Source organism: Cohnella sp. (assembly GCF_041640265.1).
Classification (GTDB): Bacteria; Bacillota; Bacilli; order Paenibacillales; family Paenibacillaceae; genus Cohnella.
In genome coordinates this window covers 115,275-133,881 of sequence record NZ_JBEQAP010000006.1, presented here as the reverse complement: position 1 = coordinate 133,881, position 18,607 = coordinate 115,275, and the positions used below count along the sequence as shown (strand labels likewise).

The 18,607-nt window shown below is 46.8% G+C and carries 19 protein-coding genes and 1 other RNA gene; 17 read left to right on the top strand and 3 right to left on the bottom strand.

Features of this window, described 5'->3' with window-relative positions; genetic code table 11:
• Positions 1–14: 14 nt before the first annotated feature.
• The 12 genes from ACESLK_RS07130 to ACESLK_RS07075 all read left to right on the top strand — a co-directional run bounded on the left by ACESLK_RS07130 (position 15) and on the right by ACESLK_RS07075 (position 11,925).
• Positions 15–1,094, top strand: coding sequence for a tetraprenyl-beta-curcumene synthase family protein (locus tag ACESLK_RS07130; protein WP_372663915.1), 1,080 nt, complete (start codon positions 15–17; stop codon positions 1,092–1,094).
• Between the two features lie 31 nt (positions 1,095–1,125).
• Complete coding sequence (pfkA, locus tag ACESLK_RS07125; RefSeq protein WP_372663913.1) at positions 1,126–2,094, top strand: 6-phosphofructokinase; 969 nt, start codon at positions 1,126–1,128, stop codon at positions 2,092–2,094.
• A gap of 102 nt (positions 2,095–2,196) precedes the next feature.
• Positions 2,197–2,397, top strand: a complete 201-nt coding sequence (locus ACESLK_RS07120) for a DUF3906 family protein (protein WP_372663911.1) — start codon at positions 2,197–2,199, stop codon at positions 2,395–2,397.
• A 68-nt stretch (positions 2,398–2,465) separates the two neighbouring features.
• Positions 2,466–2,999, top strand: coding sequence for an NADPH-dependent FMN reductase (locus ACESLK_RS07115; RefSeq protein ID WP_372663909.1), 534 nt, complete (start codon positions 2,466–2,468; stop codon positions 2,997–2,999).
• 164 nt (positions 3,000–3,163) lie between these two features.
• A complete protein-coding gene (locus ACESLK_RS07110) occupies positions 3,164–4,111 on the top strand; it encodes a DNA-binding transcriptional repressor DeoR (RefSeq protein WP_373228548.1) in 948 nt (315 codons plus the stop codon).
• A 13-nt stretch (positions 4,112–4,124) separates the two neighbouring features.
• The gene (gene deoC / locus ACESLK_RS07105) at positions 4,125–4,796 is read left to right on the top strand and encodes a deoxyribose-phosphate aldolase (RefSeq protein ID WP_372663907.1); all 672 of its coding nucleotides are present in this window, start codon (positions 4,125–4,127) and stop codon (positions 4,794–4,796) included.
• 35 nt (positions 4,797–4,831) lie between these two features.
• Entirely contained in the window at positions 4,832–6,133 is a 1,302-nt protein-coding gene (locus ACESLK_RS07100) for a pyrimidine-nucleoside phosphorylase (protein ID WP_372663905.1), read from the top strand.
• Positions 6,134–6,198: 65 nt separating this feature from the next.
• Entirely contained in the window at positions 6,199–7,020 is an 822-nt protein-coding gene (locus ACESLK_RS07095) for a purine-nucleoside phosphorylase (RefSeq protein ID WP_372663903.1), read from the top strand.
• Between the two features lie 55 nt (positions 7,021–7,075).
• Positions 7,076–8,188 (top strand): BMP family lipoprotein, encoded by a 1,113-nt coding sequence (locus ACESLK_RS07090; protein WP_372663901.1) that lies wholly within the window; start codon positions 7,076–7,078, stop codon positions 8,186–8,188.
• A gap of 179 nt (positions 8,189–8,367) precedes the next feature.
• Complete coding sequence (locus ACESLK_RS07085) at positions 8,368–9,897, top strand: ABC transporter ATP-binding protein (protein ID WP_372663899.1); 1,530 nt, start codon at positions 8,368–8,370, stop codon at positions 9,895–9,897.
• The gene (locus ACESLK_RS07080; RefSeq protein WP_372663897.1) at positions 9,894–10,970 is read left to right on the top strand and encodes an ABC transporter permease; all 1,077 of its coding nucleotides are present in this window, start codon (positions 9,894–9,896) and stop codon (positions 10,968–10,970) included. The genes ACESLK_RS07085 and ACESLK_RS07080 overlap by 4 nt, the downstream gene beginning before the upstream one ends.
• Before the next feature lie 4 nt (positions 10,971–10,974).
• Positions 10,975–11,925, top strand: a complete 951-nt coding sequence (locus tag ACESLK_RS07075) for an ABC transporter permease (RefSeq protein WP_372663895.1) — start codon at positions 10,975–10,977, stop codon at positions 11,923–11,925.
• A gap of 68 nt (positions 11,926–11,993) precedes the next feature.
• Here the strand turns inward: ACESLK_RS07075 and ACESLK_RS07070 are convergent, their stop codons facing one another.
• Positions 11,994–13,154, bottom strand: a complete 1,161-nt coding sequence (locus tag ACESLK_RS07070) for a putative glycoside hydrolase (RefSeq protein WP_372663894.1) — start codon at positions 13,152–13,154, stop codon at positions 11,994–11,996.
• Between the two features lie 155 nt (positions 13,155–13,309).
• A complete protein-coding gene (locus tag ACESLK_RS07065; protein WP_372663892.1) occupies positions 13,310–14,137 on the bottom strand; it encodes a YitT family protein in 828 nt (275 codons plus the stop codon).
• 190 nt (positions 14,138–14,327) lie between these two features.
• Between ACESLK_RS07065 and cshA the strand changes: the two genes are divergently transcribed.
• From cshA to ACESLK_RS07045, 4 genes are all read left to right on the top strand, one after another.
• Entirely contained in the window at positions 14,328–15,950 is a 1,623-nt protein-coding gene (gene cshA, locus ACESLK_RS07060) for a degradosome RNA helicase CshA (RefSeq protein WP_372663890.1), read from the top strand.
• A 38-nt stretch (positions 15,951–15,988) separates the two neighbouring features.
• A complete protein-coding gene (locus ACESLK_RS07055) occupies positions 15,989–16,741 on the top strand; it encodes a YesL family protein (RefSeq protein WP_372663888.1) in 753 nt (250 codons plus the stop codon).
• A 44-nt stretch (positions 16,742–16,785) separates the two neighbouring features.
• A non-coding RNA gene (gene ssrS / locus ACESLK_RS07050) (6S RNA) lies at positions 16,786–16,968 on the top strand.
• A 79-nt stretch (positions 16,969–17,047) separates the two neighbouring features.
• A complete protein-coding gene (locus tag ACESLK_RS07045; protein ID WP_372663886.1) occupies positions 17,048–17,431 on the top strand; it encodes a DUF1499 domain-containing protein in 384 nt (127 codons plus the stop codon).
• Positions 17,432–17,518: 87 nt separating this feature from the next.
• Here the strand turns inward: ACESLK_RS07045 and tpx are convergent, their stop codons facing one another.
• A complete protein-coding gene (tpx, locus tag ACESLK_RS07040) occupies positions 17,519–18,037 on the bottom strand; it encodes a thiol peroxidase (protein ID WP_372663884.1) in 519 nt (172 codons plus the stop codon).
• Positions 18,038–18,213: 176 nt separating this feature from the next.
• On the opposite strand from tpx, the gene ACESLK_RS07035 reads away from it, so the two are divergent.
• Entirely contained in the window at positions 18,214–18,606 is a 393-nt protein-coding gene (locus tag ACESLK_RS07035; protein ID WP_372663882.1) for a rhodanese-like domain-containing protein, read from the top strand.
• The last annotated feature ends 1 nt before the right edge of the window (position 18,607 follow it).

The following is an 18,607-nucleotide window of genomic DNA, read 5'->3' as shown; positions in this document are numbered from 1 at the left end:
GTGGACCACTTAAAATGCACACGAAAAGTCTATTGGCAGGGCACTCCCCACGCGGGCCGATCTCACTTATGAAGAGAGTATATAAATATATTTTGCCAGAGGTTCGGGCAGAACTGAATCGATGGCGAGCAATAGCTAATGCAATTCCCGATCCGGAGCTTCGTAAGCAAGCACTGGATAGCATGAACGCTAAGCAATTTCATTGCGAGGGTGGAGGGGTTTATGCGGCGGCCAACCTAGAACAGCGACATATATTGATCCCATTGATCGTAGCTCTGCAAACCATTAGCGATTATTTAGATAATCTATGTGATAGAAGCACGTCCTTGGATCCGGACGATTTTCGGCTGCTGCACCAAAGCATGCTGGATGCAGTGACACCGGAAGCGCCAACGGCGAATTATTATTCGTTTCGGGTTGAACAGGATGACGGGGGCTATTTATTGGCTTTAGTCATGAAATGCAGGAATTCGATAGCCGCACTGCCATCCTATGAATATGTTCAGAAGCATGTCAGAGAATTGGTTCAGCTATATGCGGATTTGCAGGTTTACAAGCATATTACCCATTCAAAGCGGGAGCAAGAGCTGTTGAACTGGTGGGGAATACACTCGGCGCGTTACCCGCAGTTGAAATGGAATGAATTCGCTGCCGCAACAGGATCTACATTAGGAATGTTTATGCTCTTCCTTGCAGCCAGCGATTCCTCGCTGGATGCCCATCAGGCAGAAACCATTAAGGAAAGTTATTTTCCCTCTATTTGCGGCTTGCATATTCTTCTTGATTATTTGATTGATCAAGCAGAGGATGAAATTGGCGGTGATCTTAACTTTTGCAGCTATTACGAAAATCAACAGATGTTGAATGAACGAATGGGACAGATGGTTCTAGCCGCACGTAAATCTGCAGACGAGCTGCCCTTCGGACATTTTCATAGAATGATCGTCGAGGGACTTGTAGCGCTCTACTTATCCGATCCGAAGGTTAGAGATCAACGCGAAGTCCGTAAGACCGCTAAGCTTCTAATGAAAGGGAGCCCATGGACAAGATTGTTCTTCTGGTTAAACAGCTATTGGATTAGGAAGGCCATGTGACAGCATGGATATACTAGGGAGGAATTCATATATGAGCGCAGTAAAAAAGATAGCCGTTCTAACAAGCGGTGGAGATTCTCAAGGGATGAATGCGGCTGTTCGCGCCGTTGTCCGGAGCGGGTTGTTCCGCGGCTTAGAAGTGTATGGCATACAACGCGGATATCAAGGGTTATTGAACGCAGATCTTAGACCTATGGATTTGCGAAGCGTAGGTGATATTATTCAACGCGGTGGAACCATTCTTCAGACCGCTCGTTGCAAGGAGTTTATGACTCCGGAAGGTCAACAGCGCGGAGCTGATGTTCTTCGGGAGCAAGGTATCGACGGATTGATTGTTATTGGGGGAGATGGCTCTTACCAAGGGGCAAACAAGCTAAGTAAGCTTGGCATTAAGGCAATGGGCTTGCCGGGAACGATCGACAATGATATTCCCTTCACAGACTTCACGATCGGGTTTGATACTGCGGTAAGCATTGTTGTGGACGCGATAAACAAGCTTCGCGATACAATGACTTCACACGAACGGTCTTCGGTTGTTGAGGTCATGGGACGCCATTGCGGTGATATTGCACTATACGCTGGATTAGCAAGCGGTGCGGAAGCGATAATTGTTCCTGAGGTTCCCTTCGATGTGAAAGACATTTCCTTGCGAATGAAGGATAACTTCCAGAAGGGTAAACGTCATGGCATTGTTATCGTTTCTGAGGGTGTTTGCTCAGGTGACGAAATATCAAGAGGGATTACAGAATATAGTTATATTGAGCCGCGAGTCACGGTATTGGGTCATATCCAGCGTGGAGGCTCACCGACACACAATGACCGAATCCTTGCGAGCCAGCTTGCCGATTATGCAGTGCAGCGGCTGATGGAAGGCGATTCCGGCAAAGGAATTGGTATCGTAAAGGGTGAATTCGTAGCTACTGACATCGATAAGGTCGTTTCCACTAAGAAATCCTTTAATCTTGACTTATATAACTTGGCTATGCGTTTGTCTCAATAAGCAATGATGAATCGCGGGGACTGCCCAGGAAGACCGACTCGGTCTTGCCTGAACAGTCCCTCTTATTTTGTGGGTACGCCAAGCTGCGGGGGGGTGGGTATTGTGTATCTTTATAAACTTGAAGTACAGTTGTCGAATCGAGAGGTCGTTGTCATAGTGATGGGAGACTCCGATTTGGAGGTCATGAATGAGGTTGAAATGCACATCTCCAAGCACTATGTGGAGGCACCGGAAATCAAGGAGATTGTCTTGGTCGAGAAGCGACGTGCTAATAAAGGGTCTGCCTATGTCATTGAAAAATAATTATGCTTTGACACTTTCATACATATTATAATAATATGTATATAAAGTTCATGAAGGTGGGGTAATTTATGAGAATTGCTATTATCGCCGGAAGCAATCACCGGAAATCCACGAGTACTCAGATGGCAAGATATGTGGGAGAAAGGTTAGCGATAGGCGGTCATACAATCGATTTCTGGGATTTGTACTCGCAGCCTCTGCCTTTTTATGACCCTGATGCGGACACTGACCCCGAATCTGTCAGGCAATTGGCTAATAGCGTTGCAGCGGCTGATGCCGTCGTGCTCTCCACGCCGGAGTATCATGGAAGTGTTTCCGGGGTATTGAAGAATGCTTTGGATTACTTAGGCGGTGACCAGTTCGATGGAAAAATGGTGTTGTCGATTAGCTCAGCCGGAGGCGCTGTCGGCGTGAGTTCGCTTCAGCATTTACAGGTCATTGTTCGAAATGTACATGGAGTCAATTGTCCGGAATGGATATCCCTAGGAAGCGAACAACGTCGCTTTGATGATGAGGGAATGCCGGTGCATCCTCCTCTGCGTTCTCGTGTTGATCGTGTGCTGAATACATTCATAAAGCTGGCTGAGAAGCTTCGGGCATAGTTGATGGGAGTAAAGCTGATGTTCAGAGATGAGCGTCAGCTTTTTTGTATGTAAATTCACCTAGCGCGGAACCTTAATATCTATTATAATAATGTTTGAGAACATAATTTCACCATTGATGAACAGAATTTCAAAATATGTAACATGAAAGCGTGAGACTTTTGTTGGATAACGACAAAATCAAGAAAGTGATTGAAGCTGCTAAGCTGTATTATCAACTTGATTACAGCCAAAACCAAATCGCGGAAACGCTTGGCGTCTCCAGGCCTACCGTCTCGCGTCTTCTTCAGCAGGCCAAAATGGAAGGGATCGTCACCATTGAAATTCAGGATCCGACTGAAGATGTCGAGGTTCTTAAGAAACACCTGAAGAAAAAATTTCAACTTCAACATGTCGTTGTCGCTTTTACGCCTACTTATGAAGACAGTATTGTAAAAAGATATATTGGACAAGCTGCAGCAACCTATGTCTATGAACTTGCCAAAGATGGCGACACCATTGGGGCATCCTGGGGTTCGACGATGTATCAGGTTGCGTTGCAGTTGAAGTCGAAATCGCTCATTAACTCCTTCGTTGTGCAATTAAACGGCGGGGTAAGCGACGCAGACATTCAGATCTCTCCTTCAGAGATTGTCCATTTGTTTGGTAAGGCCTTTAATGTCACGCCTTACTTCATGTATTTGCCGGCCATAGTAGACCATATCGTGGTTAAGCAATCGATGTTCACCGACCGCCATATTCGCAGAGTTATAGATATGGGGAAGAATGCAAATATTGCGGTTTTTACGGCAGGAGCTCCGACACCGGATTCCGTACTGATTAACTCTAACTATTTTCGCGAAGATGAGCTTGAAGTGATTAGAAATAATGCGGCTGGCGACATATGCTCGCGGTATTATGATCGTAATGGAGAAATTTGTCTGCCAAACCTGGATGAGAGGACGGTTGGAATCGACCTTGTTGACTTACGTCTTAAGGAACACTCCATTCTTGTCGCTGGCGGACCTTCTAAGGTGAATGCGATCTTCGGCGCATTGAAGGGTAAATATGCGAACACGCTGGTGACGGATCAGATTACTGCAAAAGCTTTGTTGGACAAATTAGACATATAGGAGAATGACAACGATGACACCTGAACAAATTGCGGGAATGATTGATCACACCATACTAAGCGCGGTAAGTCCAGAAGCTGAGATCATCCGGATTTGCAAGGAAGCGAAGCGACATGGTTTTGCAACGGTTTGCGTAAATCCGTATTGGGTGCCGGTTGCCGCACGGGAATTGGCGGGAAGTCAGGTCGGACTTACTACGGTTATTGGATTCCCGCTTGGAGCCAGTCGTACGGAGATCAAAGCTGCTGAAGCCGCGGACGCGATTTCGGTCGGAGCGACCGAGATTGATATGGTACTAAACGTGGGAGCGTTAAAATCAGGTCACAGCGAGGCAGTTAAGCATGATATTGAAGAGGTCGTTAAAGCGTGCAAAGGAAAAGCTGCCGTTAAAGTCATTATCGAGACTTGCTATTTGACGGATGAAGAGAAAAGGCAAGCTTCATTGCTATGTAAAGAAGCGGGTGCCGATTTTGTCAAAACATCGACAGGTTTCGGTACCGGCGGAGCGACTGTCGAGGATATTGCCCTCATTCGACATGTCGTCGGTCCAGACATGGGTATTAAAGCATCTGGCGGCGTTCGGGATTTAGAAGGGGCTCGCAAATTTATTCAAGCTGGGGCAACAAGGCTTGGAGCTAGCTCTTCGGTTGCCATCGTAACAGGCGGGACAGGTCAAGATTACTAAACCCAGCAGGAAAGCAAGTAGGGAGGAATGCCTCTATGAGAACTGTGGATTTGATTACTAAGAAACGCGATGGCGGCGAATTAACGGAAACAGAAATTAACAGCCTTATCAGGGGGTATACCGAAGGGACGATCCCCGATTATCAAATGTCTGCGATGGCGATGGCGATTTTCTTTCGTGGAATGACGCCAACGGAAAGAGCGAATTTGACAATGGCGATGGTACACTCAGGCGAAACGATTGATCTTTCCGCAATTTCCGGAATCAAAGTGGATAAGCATAGCACTGGCGGCGTAGGTGATACGACTACACTTGTCCTAGCTCCACTAGTTGCTTCTATTGGTGTCCCCGTGGCCAAGATGTCTGGAAGAGGCTTAGGACATACAGGGGGAACGATCGATAAGCTGGAATCTGTGCCTGGCTTCCATGTCGAGATGGACAATGAAACCTTCATAGAGCTTGTCAACCGAAACGGGCTTGCTGTCATCGGTCAGAGCGATAATCTGACGCCAGCAGACAAGAAGCTCTACGGCCTTAGGGATGTTACGGGTACAGTGAATTCCATTCCCCTTATTGCAAGCTCCATTATGAGCAAGAAGATCGCATCCGGTGCGGATGCCATTGTCTTGGACGTAAAAACAGGCGATGGCGCCTTCATGAAAGAAATGTCCGAGGCGGAAGAGCTCGCGGCATGTATGGTGGACATTGGTAACCGAGTAGGACGGAGGACGGTAGCCGTACTCTCCGATATGAGTCAACCGCTCGGCAATGCGATTGGCAATGCCCTCGAAGTGAAGGAAGCCATTGATACCCTTAAAGGTGTCGGACCAGAAGATTTGACTGATCTATGCTTAACGCTGGGCAGCCACATGGCTGTGCTGGCAGGTGTAGCAGCCGATAAAGTAGCGGCTCGCAAGCTATTAGAGGAAGCAATCTCCACGGGTCAAGCTTTGGAGAAATTCAAGATCTTCCTAATTGCTCAAGGTGGCGATCCATCGGTTGTTGATGCTCCAGAACGATTACCAACGGCTAAGTACCGCTTCGAGGTACCTGCGAAGGAAGCGGGTTTTGTTGCAACTATAGCCGCGGAGAATATGGGACTTGCTGCGATGCTGCTAGGTGCCGGCCGTGCAACAAAAGATTCAACAATCGATTTAGCGGTCGGTATTTTTCTGCACAAGAAGATCGGAGATCCCGTTCAGGTTGGAGAGTCGCTTGTGACAATTCATGCGAATAGGGAGTCGATTGAAGAAGTGCTGATCAGGATCTACGAGTCGATTCAAATTTCTGGGCAGCGTGTCACTCCACCTCCCTTGTTGGTTGGAGAAATCAAGTAAATCATGTGGACTTATGGTTAGCTTCGAAGCCTTATCGGGGTATACTGCAAAGGAGGTGAAATGAAATGGGCCAGTTGCTTCAAAGAATGGAAGAGGCAAAGACTTATATTCAGTCGAAAATTACCGTTCAACCGCAAATCGGTCTTATCTTAGGTTCCGGTTTGGGAGAGCTCGCTGACGACATTCAAGAGGCTGTCCGGATTCCTTACGAATCGATTCCGCACTTTCCGGTCTCGACTGTTGAAGGGCATGCAGGTCAGCTTGTAACGGGCCGATTGCATAATAAGACGGTTATCGCCATGCAAGGAAGGTTTCATTATTACGAAGGCTATTCCATGCAAGAGGTAACTTTTCCTGTGCGCGTGATGAAGGCATTAGGAGCTGGGCAGTTAATCGTCACGAATGCATGCGGGGGCATGAATCCCGCTTTTCAAGCGGGAGATCTAATGCTTATCCAGGACCATTTGAACATGACGGGAGATAATCCTCTCATCGGATCGAATGAGTCTGAGTTAGGACCTCGTTTTCCGGATATGAGCAGAGCGTACACACCAGAATTGCTTACTCTTGTCCGTGAAGCCGCTGCATCTCTGGGGATTGAAATCCAACAGGGTGTTTACGCGGGGATCACGGGTCCGGCTTATATGACTCCAGCAGAGCTGACGATGTTGCGTAAGCTTGGCGGAGACGCAGTTGGGATGTCCACAGTTCCGGAAGTTATCGTTGCCAGTCACATGGCTATGAAGGTAATCGGAATCTCGTGCGTAACCGACATGGCTATTGGAGAGCACCTTGAGCCATTAAGCCACGAGCAGGTCATCGAGGCAGCTAATCGCACGAAGCCGCGTTTTATCTCTCTAGTCAGGGAGATTGTTAAACGAATGTAAGCTTGCTATAATCGGCAATATGTTTAAACCATTAGATATTGGGAGGTTTCTTAGAATGAGAAAAGGAATTGTAGCGTTAGCTATTCTAACAATGGTATTTACAGTGCTCGTTGGTTGCGGAAAAAGCAATGAGGGCAATAAGGCAACCTCGCCTGCAGCTGAGGGCACCGCTCCGGCAGCAAGTCCTGCGGCTAATTTCAAAGTTGGTATGGTTACCGACTCGGGAACAATCGACGACAAATCTTTTAACCAAGGAACTTGGGAAGGCGTACTTAAAGCAGTAAAAGAGTTTGGCTTGGAAGAAAAATATTTGAAACCAACAGGAACAACGGAAGCCGATTATACGAAAGAAATCGGTAATCTTTATGATGCGGGCTTTAAATTCATCCTAGCTCCGGGCTTTAAGTTCGAGACGGCGATTTTCAAATCACAAGACAAATATACGGACGCGAAGTTCGTTATTATCGATGGAGCACCGCATTCTGGAGATTTTGCTCCTGTCGTCAAGCCCAATACTGTTTCTGTCTTCTTCGCTGAACATGAGTCCGGATTTTTGGCTGGTGTAGCTACTGCGCTTGAACTGAAGGAAGGCGAAGCGGGCTTTATCGGGGGGATGGAAATTCCAGCGGTTCAGAAGTTTAACTGGGGCTTCCAACAAGGACTTGCTTATGCTAACGAAACATTAGGCACGAAGGTTACGATAAAAGCAGACAACGTTGTGTACCAAGGCAGCTTCGATAACGTAGCGGCAGGCGGACAATTGGCCGCTCAAATGTATGACCGCGGCGTGAAGGTTATCTTCGCAGCAGCAGGCGGCGTAGGCGTAGGTGCTATTAATGAAGCCAAAAACCGTTCTGATGTTTGGGTTGTAGGCGTAGATGTAGACCAATATAAAGACGGCGTGAAAGCGGACGGTAAATCAGTCATTCTGACTTCCGCTATGAAGCAAATCGATACCGTTGCCTATGATATGATCAAAGCAGAAAAAGAAGGCACTTTCCCAGGCGGCCAAACGCTGACGTTCGACGCTAAAAATAACGGCGTGGGTCTTCCGAAGGAAAATCCAAACTTGAGTGCAGAGACGATGACGAAAGTCGATGAAGTGTTCAAGCAATTGCAATCCGGTCAAATTAAAGTAGCTGGCGAACAAGGAACATTGATTAAGTAATTGATTCGGTGAATTGAATACAAAAAAGACGGGCACACCGTCTTTTTTTGTTCAACAGACCTGATAAGCTCATGCTTATCAGGCGTGTTGAACGATTACTAAGCGCCAAGACATTACGAAAAGTTCATCGAACCTAATAAATGTACAACTAATCGTCCTGTTTAAGGGGGGAGCATTCCATGGAATACGTAGTGGAGATGCTGAACATTAGGAAAGAATTTACTGGCATCGTCGCGAATGACGATATTACATTGCGCTTGAAGCGGGGAGAAATCCATGCTTTGCTTGGAGAGAATGGCGCGGGGAAGTCTACTCTGATGAGTATTCTGTTTGGCATGTATCAAGCCGACCGTGGTTTTATCAAGATAAATGGGAAGGAAGTCCGAATTTCAAACCCGAATGTGGCAAATGAGCTTGGGATTGGGATGGTTCATCAGCATTTCAAGCTGGTAGAGGACTTTACTGTAACGGAGAACATTATTCTCGGAATCGAGCCGCGAAAGTGGTTTGGGCTAGGGATTGATATCAAAAAGGCTGGGAAGAAAATCGAAGAGCTATCCCGGCGTTACGGATTAAATGTAGACCCTTATGCTAAAGTTGAGGATATTTCGGTGGGCATGCAGCAAAGGGTTGAAATCTTAAAGACCCTTTATCGGAACGCTGATGTGTTGATATTGGACGAGCCAACCGCGGTGTTGACTCCGCAGGAAATCGAAGAGCTTGGGCGTATCATGAAAAATTTGATTGCCGAAGGTAAATCGATCATCATTATTACGCACAAGCTGAAGGAGATCAAAGCGTTCGCCGATCGATGTACGGTTATTCGGCGAGGCAAGACAATCGGAACGGTTGAAGTTGCCCCAACGAGTGAAGCGGACATGGCGGAAATGATGGTCGGTCGGCAAGTATCCTTTAAGGTTGACAAGACAGAGAGTGTACCTCGCGAAGTCGTGTTAAAAGTGGATTCGCTTACTGTCAGGAATAGTAAAAAGTGTTTAACCCTTAAAGGCTTCTCGCTAGAAGTTCGAGCAGGCGAGATTGTTGGTATAGCAGGGGTTGAGGGCAACGGACAATCAGACTTGATTGAAGCGATTACCGGCCTTCGCAAAGAGGAGTCGGGAAGCGTCTATCTGAATGGACAAGATATAACCGGGAAATCGATCCGGAATCGGATCGAGAGAGGAATCGGGCATATCCCTGAGGATCGTCAGAAGCGGGGCTTAGTACTGGATTACACGCTGGCGGAGAACATGGTGCTCGAGGTATATTATCATGAACCCTATTCTCGAAGGGGAATATTGCAGAAAACAATGATTGGGCAATATGCGAAAGAAATTATTGAAAGCTACGATGTCAGATCCGGAGAAGGTGCTTCTTCTGTTGTACGTTCGCTGTCTGGAGGCAATCAGCAAAAGGCGATTATAGGCCGGGAAATTGAGCGGGATCCGATTCTGCTCATTGCTGTTCAGCCTACGCGCGGACTTGATGTCGGTTCAATCGAATATATCCATAAACGATTAATTGGGCATCGGGACAATGGCAAAGCTGTATTGCTTGTCTCGCTTGAGCTGGAGGAAGTTATGAACATCTCGGATCGCATTGCGGTCGTGAACAATGGTGAAATGGTCGGTCTGGTTCAAGCATCGGAAACAAACGAGAATGAGCTCGGGTTGATGATGGCTGGCGTAAAAAGGGAGGAAGGCGCATGAATAATAGAGTTGTCGTCTCCTTAATGGCCGTACTATTCGGATTGCTGGCTGGTGCTCTCCTGATGGCGGTAACCGGACATAACCCGATTACAGGTTATTCGTATTTGTTCGAGGGCGGGCTCAAAAATCCCGAAAGAATCGGTAATACGCTTGCTACTGCAACACCGTTAATTTTTAGCGGACTTTCTGTGGCCTTCGCTTTCCGCACGGGCTTGTTTAATATCGGTGTCGCGGGTCAATTGCTGTTCGGTGGTTTCTGTGCATCCGCCGTCGGACTAAGCTTGGATCTTCCAAAGGCACCGCTATTAACTCTAATGCTGATCGCAGGGTTTCTGGGCGGAGCGCTTTGGGCATTCGTTCCCGGCTTGTTAAAGGCTAAATTCAACGTCCATGAAGTTGTCTCCTCCATCATGATGAACTGGATTGCTTATTGGACCATCTATTATGCGGTCCCTGCGTATCTGAAAGGGGAATTTCTTGAAACGGAATCCAAGCCTCTGCCGGAAGCCGCTTCTCTGAAGGTTCCTTTCCTTACCGAAATGTTTGATGGTTCTTACATCAATTTGGGGCTTTTTGTTGCCATTCTGATCGTCATCATCGTAGCCTTCATCATCAATAAAACGACGTTCGGTTATGAGCTGAAGGCGGTCGGACATAATCGGCATGCCGCTGAATATGCGGGTATCGCGGTCAATCGGAGCATTGTTCTGTCCATGGCGATTTCGGGCGGGCTCGCGGGTATAGGCGGAGTAGCGCTCTATGCCGGTAACGCGTCGAATATCCAGATTGGCATTTTACCAAGCCAAGGCTTTGATGGGATTGCTGTCGCCTTGCTCGGGGCCAATACGCCGGTAGGAGTACTGTTGTCCGCGTTATTCTTCGGTCTCCTTTATTCAGGCAGGGGATTCATGAATGCAATGACGGATATTCCACCGGAAATCGCAGATTCTATCATCGCTATTATTATTTATTTCTCAGCTACCAGCATTCTAATTGAACGATTGGTCAGATGGCTGATCCGTCGTAAAGCGAATGTGAAATCAAGCACATCGCATGAAGGGGAGGTGAAGTAATCGTATGTGGACAACGATTGCACAAATCTCTCCGTACGCTATTATTTTCACCATTCCTTTGCTTATAACCGCATTAGGCGGATTGTTCAGCGAAAGAAGCGGTATCGTTAATATCGGGTTGGAAGGTCTTATGATCATAGGTGCGTTTGCGGGCGCATTGACCATATATAAGCTTCATGCGATTTGGCCGAACAATCCTTACGTAATGTGGATTGGATTGTTAGCCGCAATATTGGCTGGTGCGCTGTTTTCACTCTTGCATGCCTTCGCCAGCATTAACCTGAGTGCCGATCAAGTCATCAGCGGTACGGCGATTAACATGATTGCCGGGGCAATAACGATATTCCTGGCTAGAAACATGACAGGCAGCGGAAATATTCGGATAAGCAGCTTTGTGCCCTTCAATATCCCTTGGCTTTCCGAAATACCTATCCTTGGGCCATTGTTATTTACGAAGACACATTGGGTGACTTGGTTAATTCTGCTTATCGTAGCTCTTAGCTCCTTCGTTCTGTATAGAACGCCTTTCGGTTTGCGGTTAAGGGCTTGCGGAGAACATCCGCATGCAGCTGAAGCAGCGGGTGTTAATGTAAAGAGAATGCGTTATCTCGGGGTTGTGATCTCGGGTGCTTTCTCGGGGCTCGGTGGAGCTGTTATCATCGTGACCTATGCCGGCGAATTTACCGGAAGCGTTGCAGGATTGGGCTTCTTAGCCCTCGCCTCACTGATCTTCGGGCAATGGAAACCACTAGGCGTACTGGCAGCTACTCTGTTCTTCGGGATTGCCAGCACAGTTGCGAACGTGTCGCAGGTCATCCCTTCGCTTGCCGTGTTTCCGCCAATCATTCTGAAGGTATTCCCATATGTCGTGACTCTCATTGCGTTGATTGTTTTCTCGAAGTCTTCACGGGCGCCTAGAGCGGTAGGAGAGCCATACGATTCGGGCAAGCGGTAGTTTAGACGAAAAAAACCTCCAGAACCACTGTAGTCGAGTGGAGCTGGAGGTTTTTCTTCTATTCTTTATCAGTATTTAACATCGGCAGTGTATTTGTTCCCAGCGTTCCATAATAAATACTCATCAACTCCGCTATCCTTAAGCGCTTTGATCTGAGCTTCTACCTCCGCTGCACCGTACTTCAAATAATGTCCTTTGCCTAACCAGCTTGCCGTAAAATCCTGTATCCAAGGACGGATAATTGGCTTGTTGTCTCCAAGCGGCTCCAATTTCTTATGAGTGTCGTCCATAGAGCCCTTGATTATCTCATAAGGAGCCTTGTCCGGATATTTCTGCTTATACCAGCCCGTGCTGTAATGGCTCGGGTAAACCATTGGACAGATGACATGAACAGCATTCGAAATCTTGACGAAATCTTGACCGATACCTTCTGCCGCAGGAACAGACGCTGCGTAACCGAATATGTCCACGGACACTCTTACGCCAAATGGTTCTAGCTCTTTCTTGGCATATTCCACGAATTGTGCGACGATATCCACTCTGCTGAGATCGGTTTGCGTGAATTTCAACCCGTCGGCTTTTTTCTCGAAGCCTTCCGGAAATCTCACATAATCAAACTGAATTTCTTTGAACCCCAACAGCGCGGCTTCCTTGGCAAGTTCAACATTGTATTCCCATACTTCCTTGCGGTAGGGGTTAACGAACCGATCCTTTTTGGAATTTTGCCATACCGTACCATCCTTATTAATAAAAGAAAGTTCAGGATGGTTCTTGGCAAGAATACTATCCTTGAATACGACGATACGTGCGATCGGATAGATTTCGTGTTCCTTCAAAGTGGTCACTAGTTTTCCGATATCTTTAATGAACCGCTGCGGAGTGGCTAATGAGTTTAACTTCTCGTTTTCTGTCTTGTAAGTAATATATCCAGCGTCATCCTTTAGATCGATTACCATAGCGTTGAGATCTGTCTTATCTAGCAAGCTAAGAAGCGAAGCCATACGTTCGCCCCCGGCGCTGTAAGCTGTTACATAAACACCTTTGACTTTGACTGCATCCGGCTGTGGATCACCAGCAACTACGGATGGCAGATCAGGTTCAGGTGTATCTGGTTGCGCTTGCATAGCGATTTTGGCCGTATTCCATAATTTGCTGAGAGAACTTTGGTCTTGCTGTGGTCCGCTTATTGCAGTAGTAAAAATTACAAATAAAGCCAAAAGAATATTCATGTGTGTTCTCTCCCTATAAACTCTGTAAGAAGATTATAAACGAGATTTGCGGGAGTAAACACAGGTATATTGTAGTATTTTGTAGATTATTATCGTAAAAAAATGGTTTTTAGAAAATGATATTATTATTCTATGTGTACACAATGCTTTTCAGACTAACGTCTGCGGAATTCGCCAATCACATCAATGGTTTGTACAATGTTCACGAAAGCTTTCGAGTCTACCTCGGTGATCATTTTGCGTAATTCAGCCAATTCATAACGCGTGGTAACCGTCATAAGCATGTCCCGTTCTTCGCTAGTAAAAGCTCCGCGAGTCTTGATGATCGTTACGCCTCTTGGGAGCTGCAGTAATCGAGAGGCAAGCTCTTGCGTGTTATTTGTTACGATGAATAGGGTAATCTTATGATGTGGGGTATATACAGAATCAATTAAACGTCCCGTTAGATAGATCGACAGCATAGAATAAAGAGCGGCATTCCAATCGTTCTGGAGAAATCCAAGAGCTGCCACAACAAGAGTATTTAGCACAACTGTGAGGATTCCGATAGGTAAGTCCCTGTAACGTGATATAATAGAAGCGATGATGTCAAAGCCGCCAGAAGAGCCTCCATATCTAAGCGATACGGAAGCGCCAATTCCGACGAGCACTCCACCGAATACGGCTGCCAGCAGTCGATCGTCCGTAAGCTCAATTCTTGGAATGATTTGAAGGAAAAGGGCAGTGGATAATACGGTGACCATGCTCAGCATGATAAATCGTTTCCCTAAGATTCGATATCCCCAGAGCAAAATCGGGACATTCAGGGCAAAATACAACCAGCTAATACCCCACCCACTGACGTAACCGATAACCATCGCAACACCTGAAGTCCCGCTGCTTAGCAATTTTTCGGGGATGAGTAGCAGTTGGAAACCGCAAGCAACAACAGCGGCACTGATGATCATCAAAAATACGGGGCCTATTATGGCAAACCTTTTCATGTTAGCACTCCCTCTAGAGCCGATGGTGGAATCGTATCACAATATGTTCCCCTGGGAGAAGACCGCCATGCAATAACTGGCACTCTTTTCCTGATGCTGGAGTTTTCAAGCAGGTTTGTGCTATAATGAACTGATAATTTTTTTGGAAGCCGTAATATGAAGGCCCAACACAGAAGGAGATTGAAAAAGTTTGAGCACATTTGCAGAATTTGGTTTGGAGTCAGACGTACTTCAAGCCATATCGGACATGGGGTTTGAAGAGGCGACTCCAATCCAAGCGATGGCTATTCCCGTTGCCCTACAAGGCAAAGATATGATCGGGCAGGCCCAGACAGGTACAGGTAAGACAGCAGCGTTCGGAGTCCCATTGATTAACAAGATTGCTAAGACGGAAGATCGTATCGTTGCACTGCTTATGGCACCAACTCGTGAGTTGGCCATTCAGGTAGCTGAAGAAATCGAGAAGCTTGGACGTTTCAAGGGCATTCGCTCCTTGGCTATATATGGCGGTCAAGACATCTCACGTCAAATCCGCTCATTGAAGCGGAAGCCGCAGATCATTATTGGAACACCTGGTCGATTACTCGACCACATCAATCGTAAGACGATTCGTTTAGACGATGTTCGTACGGTTGTACTAGATGAAGCGGATGAGATGCTGGACATGGGCTTTATGGATGACATTCAGTCCATTCTGAAGCTTGTGCCGGATGACCGTCAAACGTTGCTCTTCTCTGCAACAATGCCTGCGAACATTCAGAAGCTTGCTCAACAATTCCTTCGTAATCCTGAGCACATTTCCGTTATGTCGAAAACAATCAGTGCGCCAATGATTCAACAATTTTATGTTGAAATCCAAGAACGCATGAAGTTCGACGGCTTATGCCGCCTGCTCGACATGGAACCGCCTGAGCTTGCTATTATTTTTGGTCGTACGAAACGTCGTGTAGCCGAGCTGTCGGAAGCCTTGATGAAGCGTGGTTATGCATGTGATGGATTGCATGGTGATTTATCGCAGAATCAACGGGATACCGTCATGCGTAAATTCCGTGACGGCAGTATCGACGTATTAGTGGCGACGGACGTTGCAGCTCGCGGACTTGATGTCTCCGGTGTAACCCACGTTATTAATTTCGACTTGCCGCAGGATCCTGAAAGCTATGTTCACCGGATTGGACGGACAGGACGTGCGGGTAAAGAAGGAACTTCATGGTCATTTGTGACCGCTCGCGAAACGGATCACCTCCATTTTATCGAGAAAGTGACTCGTCACCGCATTACTAAGAAAATTTTGCCGACGATTTCTGAAGCAATGGAAGGCAAACAGAAGCTGATGGCAGAACGGATTATGGATACGATTCGTGCCGAGGATGATGTTACCCCTTTCAAATGGGTTGCCATGCAGCTTTTGGAGCAATATGATTCCGTACAATTGTTGGCAGCGGCAATGAAGCTCCTTACCGGCGACAAGAAAGATGTTAACGTTGAGCTTACCCCAGAGGATCCGGTTCGCGGCAAGAAGCGCAAGTTTGAAGGCAATCGCGGTTCTAGTGGCGGCAGCGGCTACGGCAGCAGCGGTGGTCGTCGTTACGGCGGCGGTGGCGGCGCTGGCGGAGGTCAAGGCGCTTGGCGTCAAGGTCAAGGACGCAGCGATTCGCGTGGTGGATCAGGCTATGGCGGACAACAACGGAAGCCTTACCAAGGCAATCGCACAAGCTCAGGCTCCCCTAGCGGCGAAGGTTATCGGGGTGCACGCACGGAGCGTCGTGATGAGCCTCGTAACAACCGTTCCGAGGATTTTGTTAAAATCTAATCAAGCTTACTGACGAATGTCATCAGGGAGGGATCCCCATGGAAATGCGGGGCATGATGGGCGGCTTCTATCGGCTGTCCGAGTGGATCATGAGATTGTCGGTTACAAATGTTCTATGGCTTCTCACGTCCTTTCCATTTTGGTTTATCATGTTGAATTTGCTCTCTGCGGAAACAGTGGATCAATTGAAGCAAGTTATTATCCTGTTGGCAATAGTGGCACCTTTCACTTTATTTCCGGCGACCTCGGCTTTGTTTTCGGTCGCCCGGAAATGGGTTTTAGGAGATACTGATGTCCCGTTGATAAAAACCTTCTTCCGCAGCTACAAGCATAACTTTAAGCAAGCAATGATCGGTGGCATTTTCTATGCGTTATTGTTCGCGATCCTAATCATTGATTACCAGGTGTATTTGAAAGAAATCACTGGATTTCAATTGGTAGCGTATTTATTTATCGCATTGATGTTCATGTTGTTAGTGTCGCTGCTGCACTTCTTCTCGCTCTTATCCCATTTTCACATGAAGACGTTTCAATTGCTGAAGAATGCGCTTATCTTGACAATCGGTCGTCCTATTCGGTCTTTGATTATGGTATTAGGAGCAGCAGCAGTCATTTACATGAGCACCCGGTTTACGTTTCTAATCCCATTCTTTTTTGGAAGTATTATTGCAGTATATACCTTCTACAACTTCAACCTAGTTATCCAAAAGATGATGCTGTTGAAGGAAGCAGCCGAAAATACGGATGAAAATACTGATTCCAATTCCGATGAAGAACTGAAGAAAACCTAGCACCTACACATTTTACTTTTCTTATCAACCTGCTTATAATGAGAATACTCCTGCCTTGCACGTTACGACGCTTAATTGTTTTGAACCAATGTTTGTTTCAAGGGAGCTCTAAATCGCCGAGCGGCTGACATGCCCCCGAAAAGGGAAGTCAAAAGCTTCGCTGCGGGCACCCACCTGCCAAAGCAGGTTCAGAAACATGCACGTCGGACGGCACAGGCGGGTTTTCTCTATCCTTGGACTTTAATCCCCGGGTCAGGCATGGTAAGATATATGGTAGCGCCATGGTACCTGGAGGGAGAGAGAGCATTGCTAAAGCGAGTGCTGATCGGTTTGATCCGCAGCCACGAGAATACGAGCGATAAATCTAAGGATCCTAAGCTTAAGTCTCACTATTATAGGCTTTCGAAGGACCGTGCTTGGGAAGAGGTTAGTTCCATTCTTAAGAAGATGAAGGGTTATCGCGTACTTCATGAGGTTCAGACGGTTGGTGAGATCGTTATGGAGAAGAAAACCGTATCTGGCCGTACAATGGATATCACAATCCAAATTGTCGGCACTAGCCCGGGAAATACAGCTGTGGACATTTATTCAGCGTCCCGTGGGTCACTAGGTGATCTGGGTGCTAATTATCGTATTATCCAGGAGATCTATAGTGTGCTGGATCGCAAGCTGTCCTCCTTCAAAACTTAGATTTCGAATGATACACAAAATGAAAAGCGAGGAAGGCTTTTGGCCTTAACCTCGCTTTTGTTGTATTTGTTTAGAGGAGAGAAGAGATTAGAGCAAACTCTTCACTGCTGCAACCGCTGCTTCATAATCGGGATGTTCAGTCATTTCCTTAAGCACTTCTACATAAGTAATTTGATCGTTAGCGTCAACGACGAAGATCGATCTCATATCTAGGTGAGATTCTTTTATAAAGACACCGTAAGATTTACCGAAGCTGCTGTCTTTGTAGTCGGATAACATGACGACACGATCAACTCCAGCTGCTCCGCACCAACGGGCTTGTGCATAAGGGAGATCCGCGCTTATTGTAATAATGACAACGTTGTCGCCCAGTTTGGATGCTTCTTCGTTGAATCGACGGGTTTGGGCATCACATACGCCGGTGTCGATCGAGGGAACGACGCTCATTAGCTTGACCTTTCCTGCATAGTCTTTGAGAGTGACAATTTCATCTACCGTTTTGTTCAATTGAAAATCCGGCGCTCGGTCGCCGACTTTCAATTCGGGACCAATGAGCGTAATGGGGTTACCTTTTCTGGTAGCTACACCTGTTCTTTCTTGAGTCATTTCCTTTTTCCTCCTAGATGAGTTGGTTTGACATACCTTATTATAACCTAACTTACATGGCAGACGAATTTTCTCTTGCACTGCCAGCCTTTTTCTGTACAGTGATACGGACAAAATGTTAAAATTGATGAGATAGTAAAACATTACCTAATCATGTCAAGGAGGATTTTCAATCAATGGCTAAAACATTTCGTCAAATGGTAGCTGAGGCAAAAGAAAACGTCCCGGGAGTATCTTCTGCTGCTGCGAAGGAAAAAATGAAAGAGAATCCGGACACCCTGGTAATCGATGTTCAAGATGCTGCTGATTCTGGCGCATGCGGCCTTATTCCGAGCAGTGTTAATATTACATTAGGGATGCTTCCTATCCGGGCTGATTTGGAATTGCCGGAGAGCTTTCGCGATGCCCGCCTTTCGGATCGCAGCCGTTCGGTTCTCATAACTTGCGGCGCAGGCGGCCAAGCGGCTCTGGGAGCTTATTTGCTGAAGCAAATGGGGTTCACGGATGTTGCCTATATTGAGGGGGGCACAACAGCCTGGAAAAATGCCGGTTTTGAAGTTGAATTGTAAT

Bases quoted from the DNA above. Each gene is read 5' to 3' on its own strand.
- ACESLK_RS07070 (WP_372663894.1), bottom strand. From the start codon at position 13,154: ATGAATATTCTTTTGGCTTTATTTGTAATTTTTACTACTGCAATAAGC.
- deoC (WP_372663907.1), top strand. From the start codon at position 4,125: ATGACACCTGAACAAATTGCGGGAATGATTGATCACACCATACTAAGC.
- ACESLK_RS07065 (WP_372663892.1), bottom strand. From the start codon at position 14,137: ATGAAAAGGTTTGCCATAATAGGCCCCGTATTTTTGATGATCATCAGT.
- pfkA (WP_372663913.1), top strand. From the start codon at position 1,126: ATGAGCGCAGTAAAAAAGATAGCCGTTCTAACAAGCGGTGGAGATTCT.
- ACESLK_RS07085 (WP_372663899.1), top strand. From the start codon at position 8,368: ATGGAATACGTAGTGGAGATGCTGAACATTAGGAAAGAATTTACTGGC.
- ACESLK_RS07075 (WP_372663895.1), top strand. From the start codon at position 10,975: ATGTGGACAACGATTGCACAAATCTCTCCGTACGCTATTATTTTCACC.
- ACESLK_RS07115 (WP_372663909.1), top strand. From the start codon at position 2,466: ATGAGAATTGCTATTATCGCCGGAAGCAATCACCGGAAATCCACGAGT.
- ACESLK_RS07035 (WP_372663882.1), top strand. From the start codon at position 18,214: ATGGCTAAAACATTTCGTCAAATGGTAGCTGAGGCAAAAGAAAACGTC.
- ACESLK_RS07090 (WP_372663901.1), top strand. From the start codon at position 7,076: ATGAGAAAAGGAATTGTAGCGTTAGCTATTCTAACAATGGTATTTACA.
- tpx (WP_372663884.1), bottom strand. From the start codon at position 18,037: ATGACTCAAGAAAGAACAGGTGTAGCTACCAGAAAAGGTAACCCCATT.
- ACESLK_RS07080 (WP_372663897.1), top strand. From the start codon at position 9,894: ATGAATAATAGAGTTGTCGTCTCCTTAATGGCCGTACTATTCGGATTG.
- ACESLK_RS07130 (WP_372663915.1), top strand. From the start codon at position 15: ATGCACACGAAAAGTCTATTGGCAGGGCACTCCCCACGCGGGCCGATC.
- ACESLK_RS07100 (WP_372663905.1), top strand. From the start codon at position 4,832: ATGAGAACTGTGGATTTGATTACTAAGAAACGCGATGGCGGCGAATTA.
- ACESLK_RS07055 (WP_372663888.1), top strand. From the start codon at position 15,989: ATGGAAATGCGGGGCATGATGGGCGGCTTCTATCGGCTGTCCGAGTGG.
- ACESLK_RS07095 (WP_372663903.1), top strand. From the start codon at position 6,199: ATGGGCCAGTTGCTTCAAAGAATGGAAGAGGCAAAGACTTATATTCAG.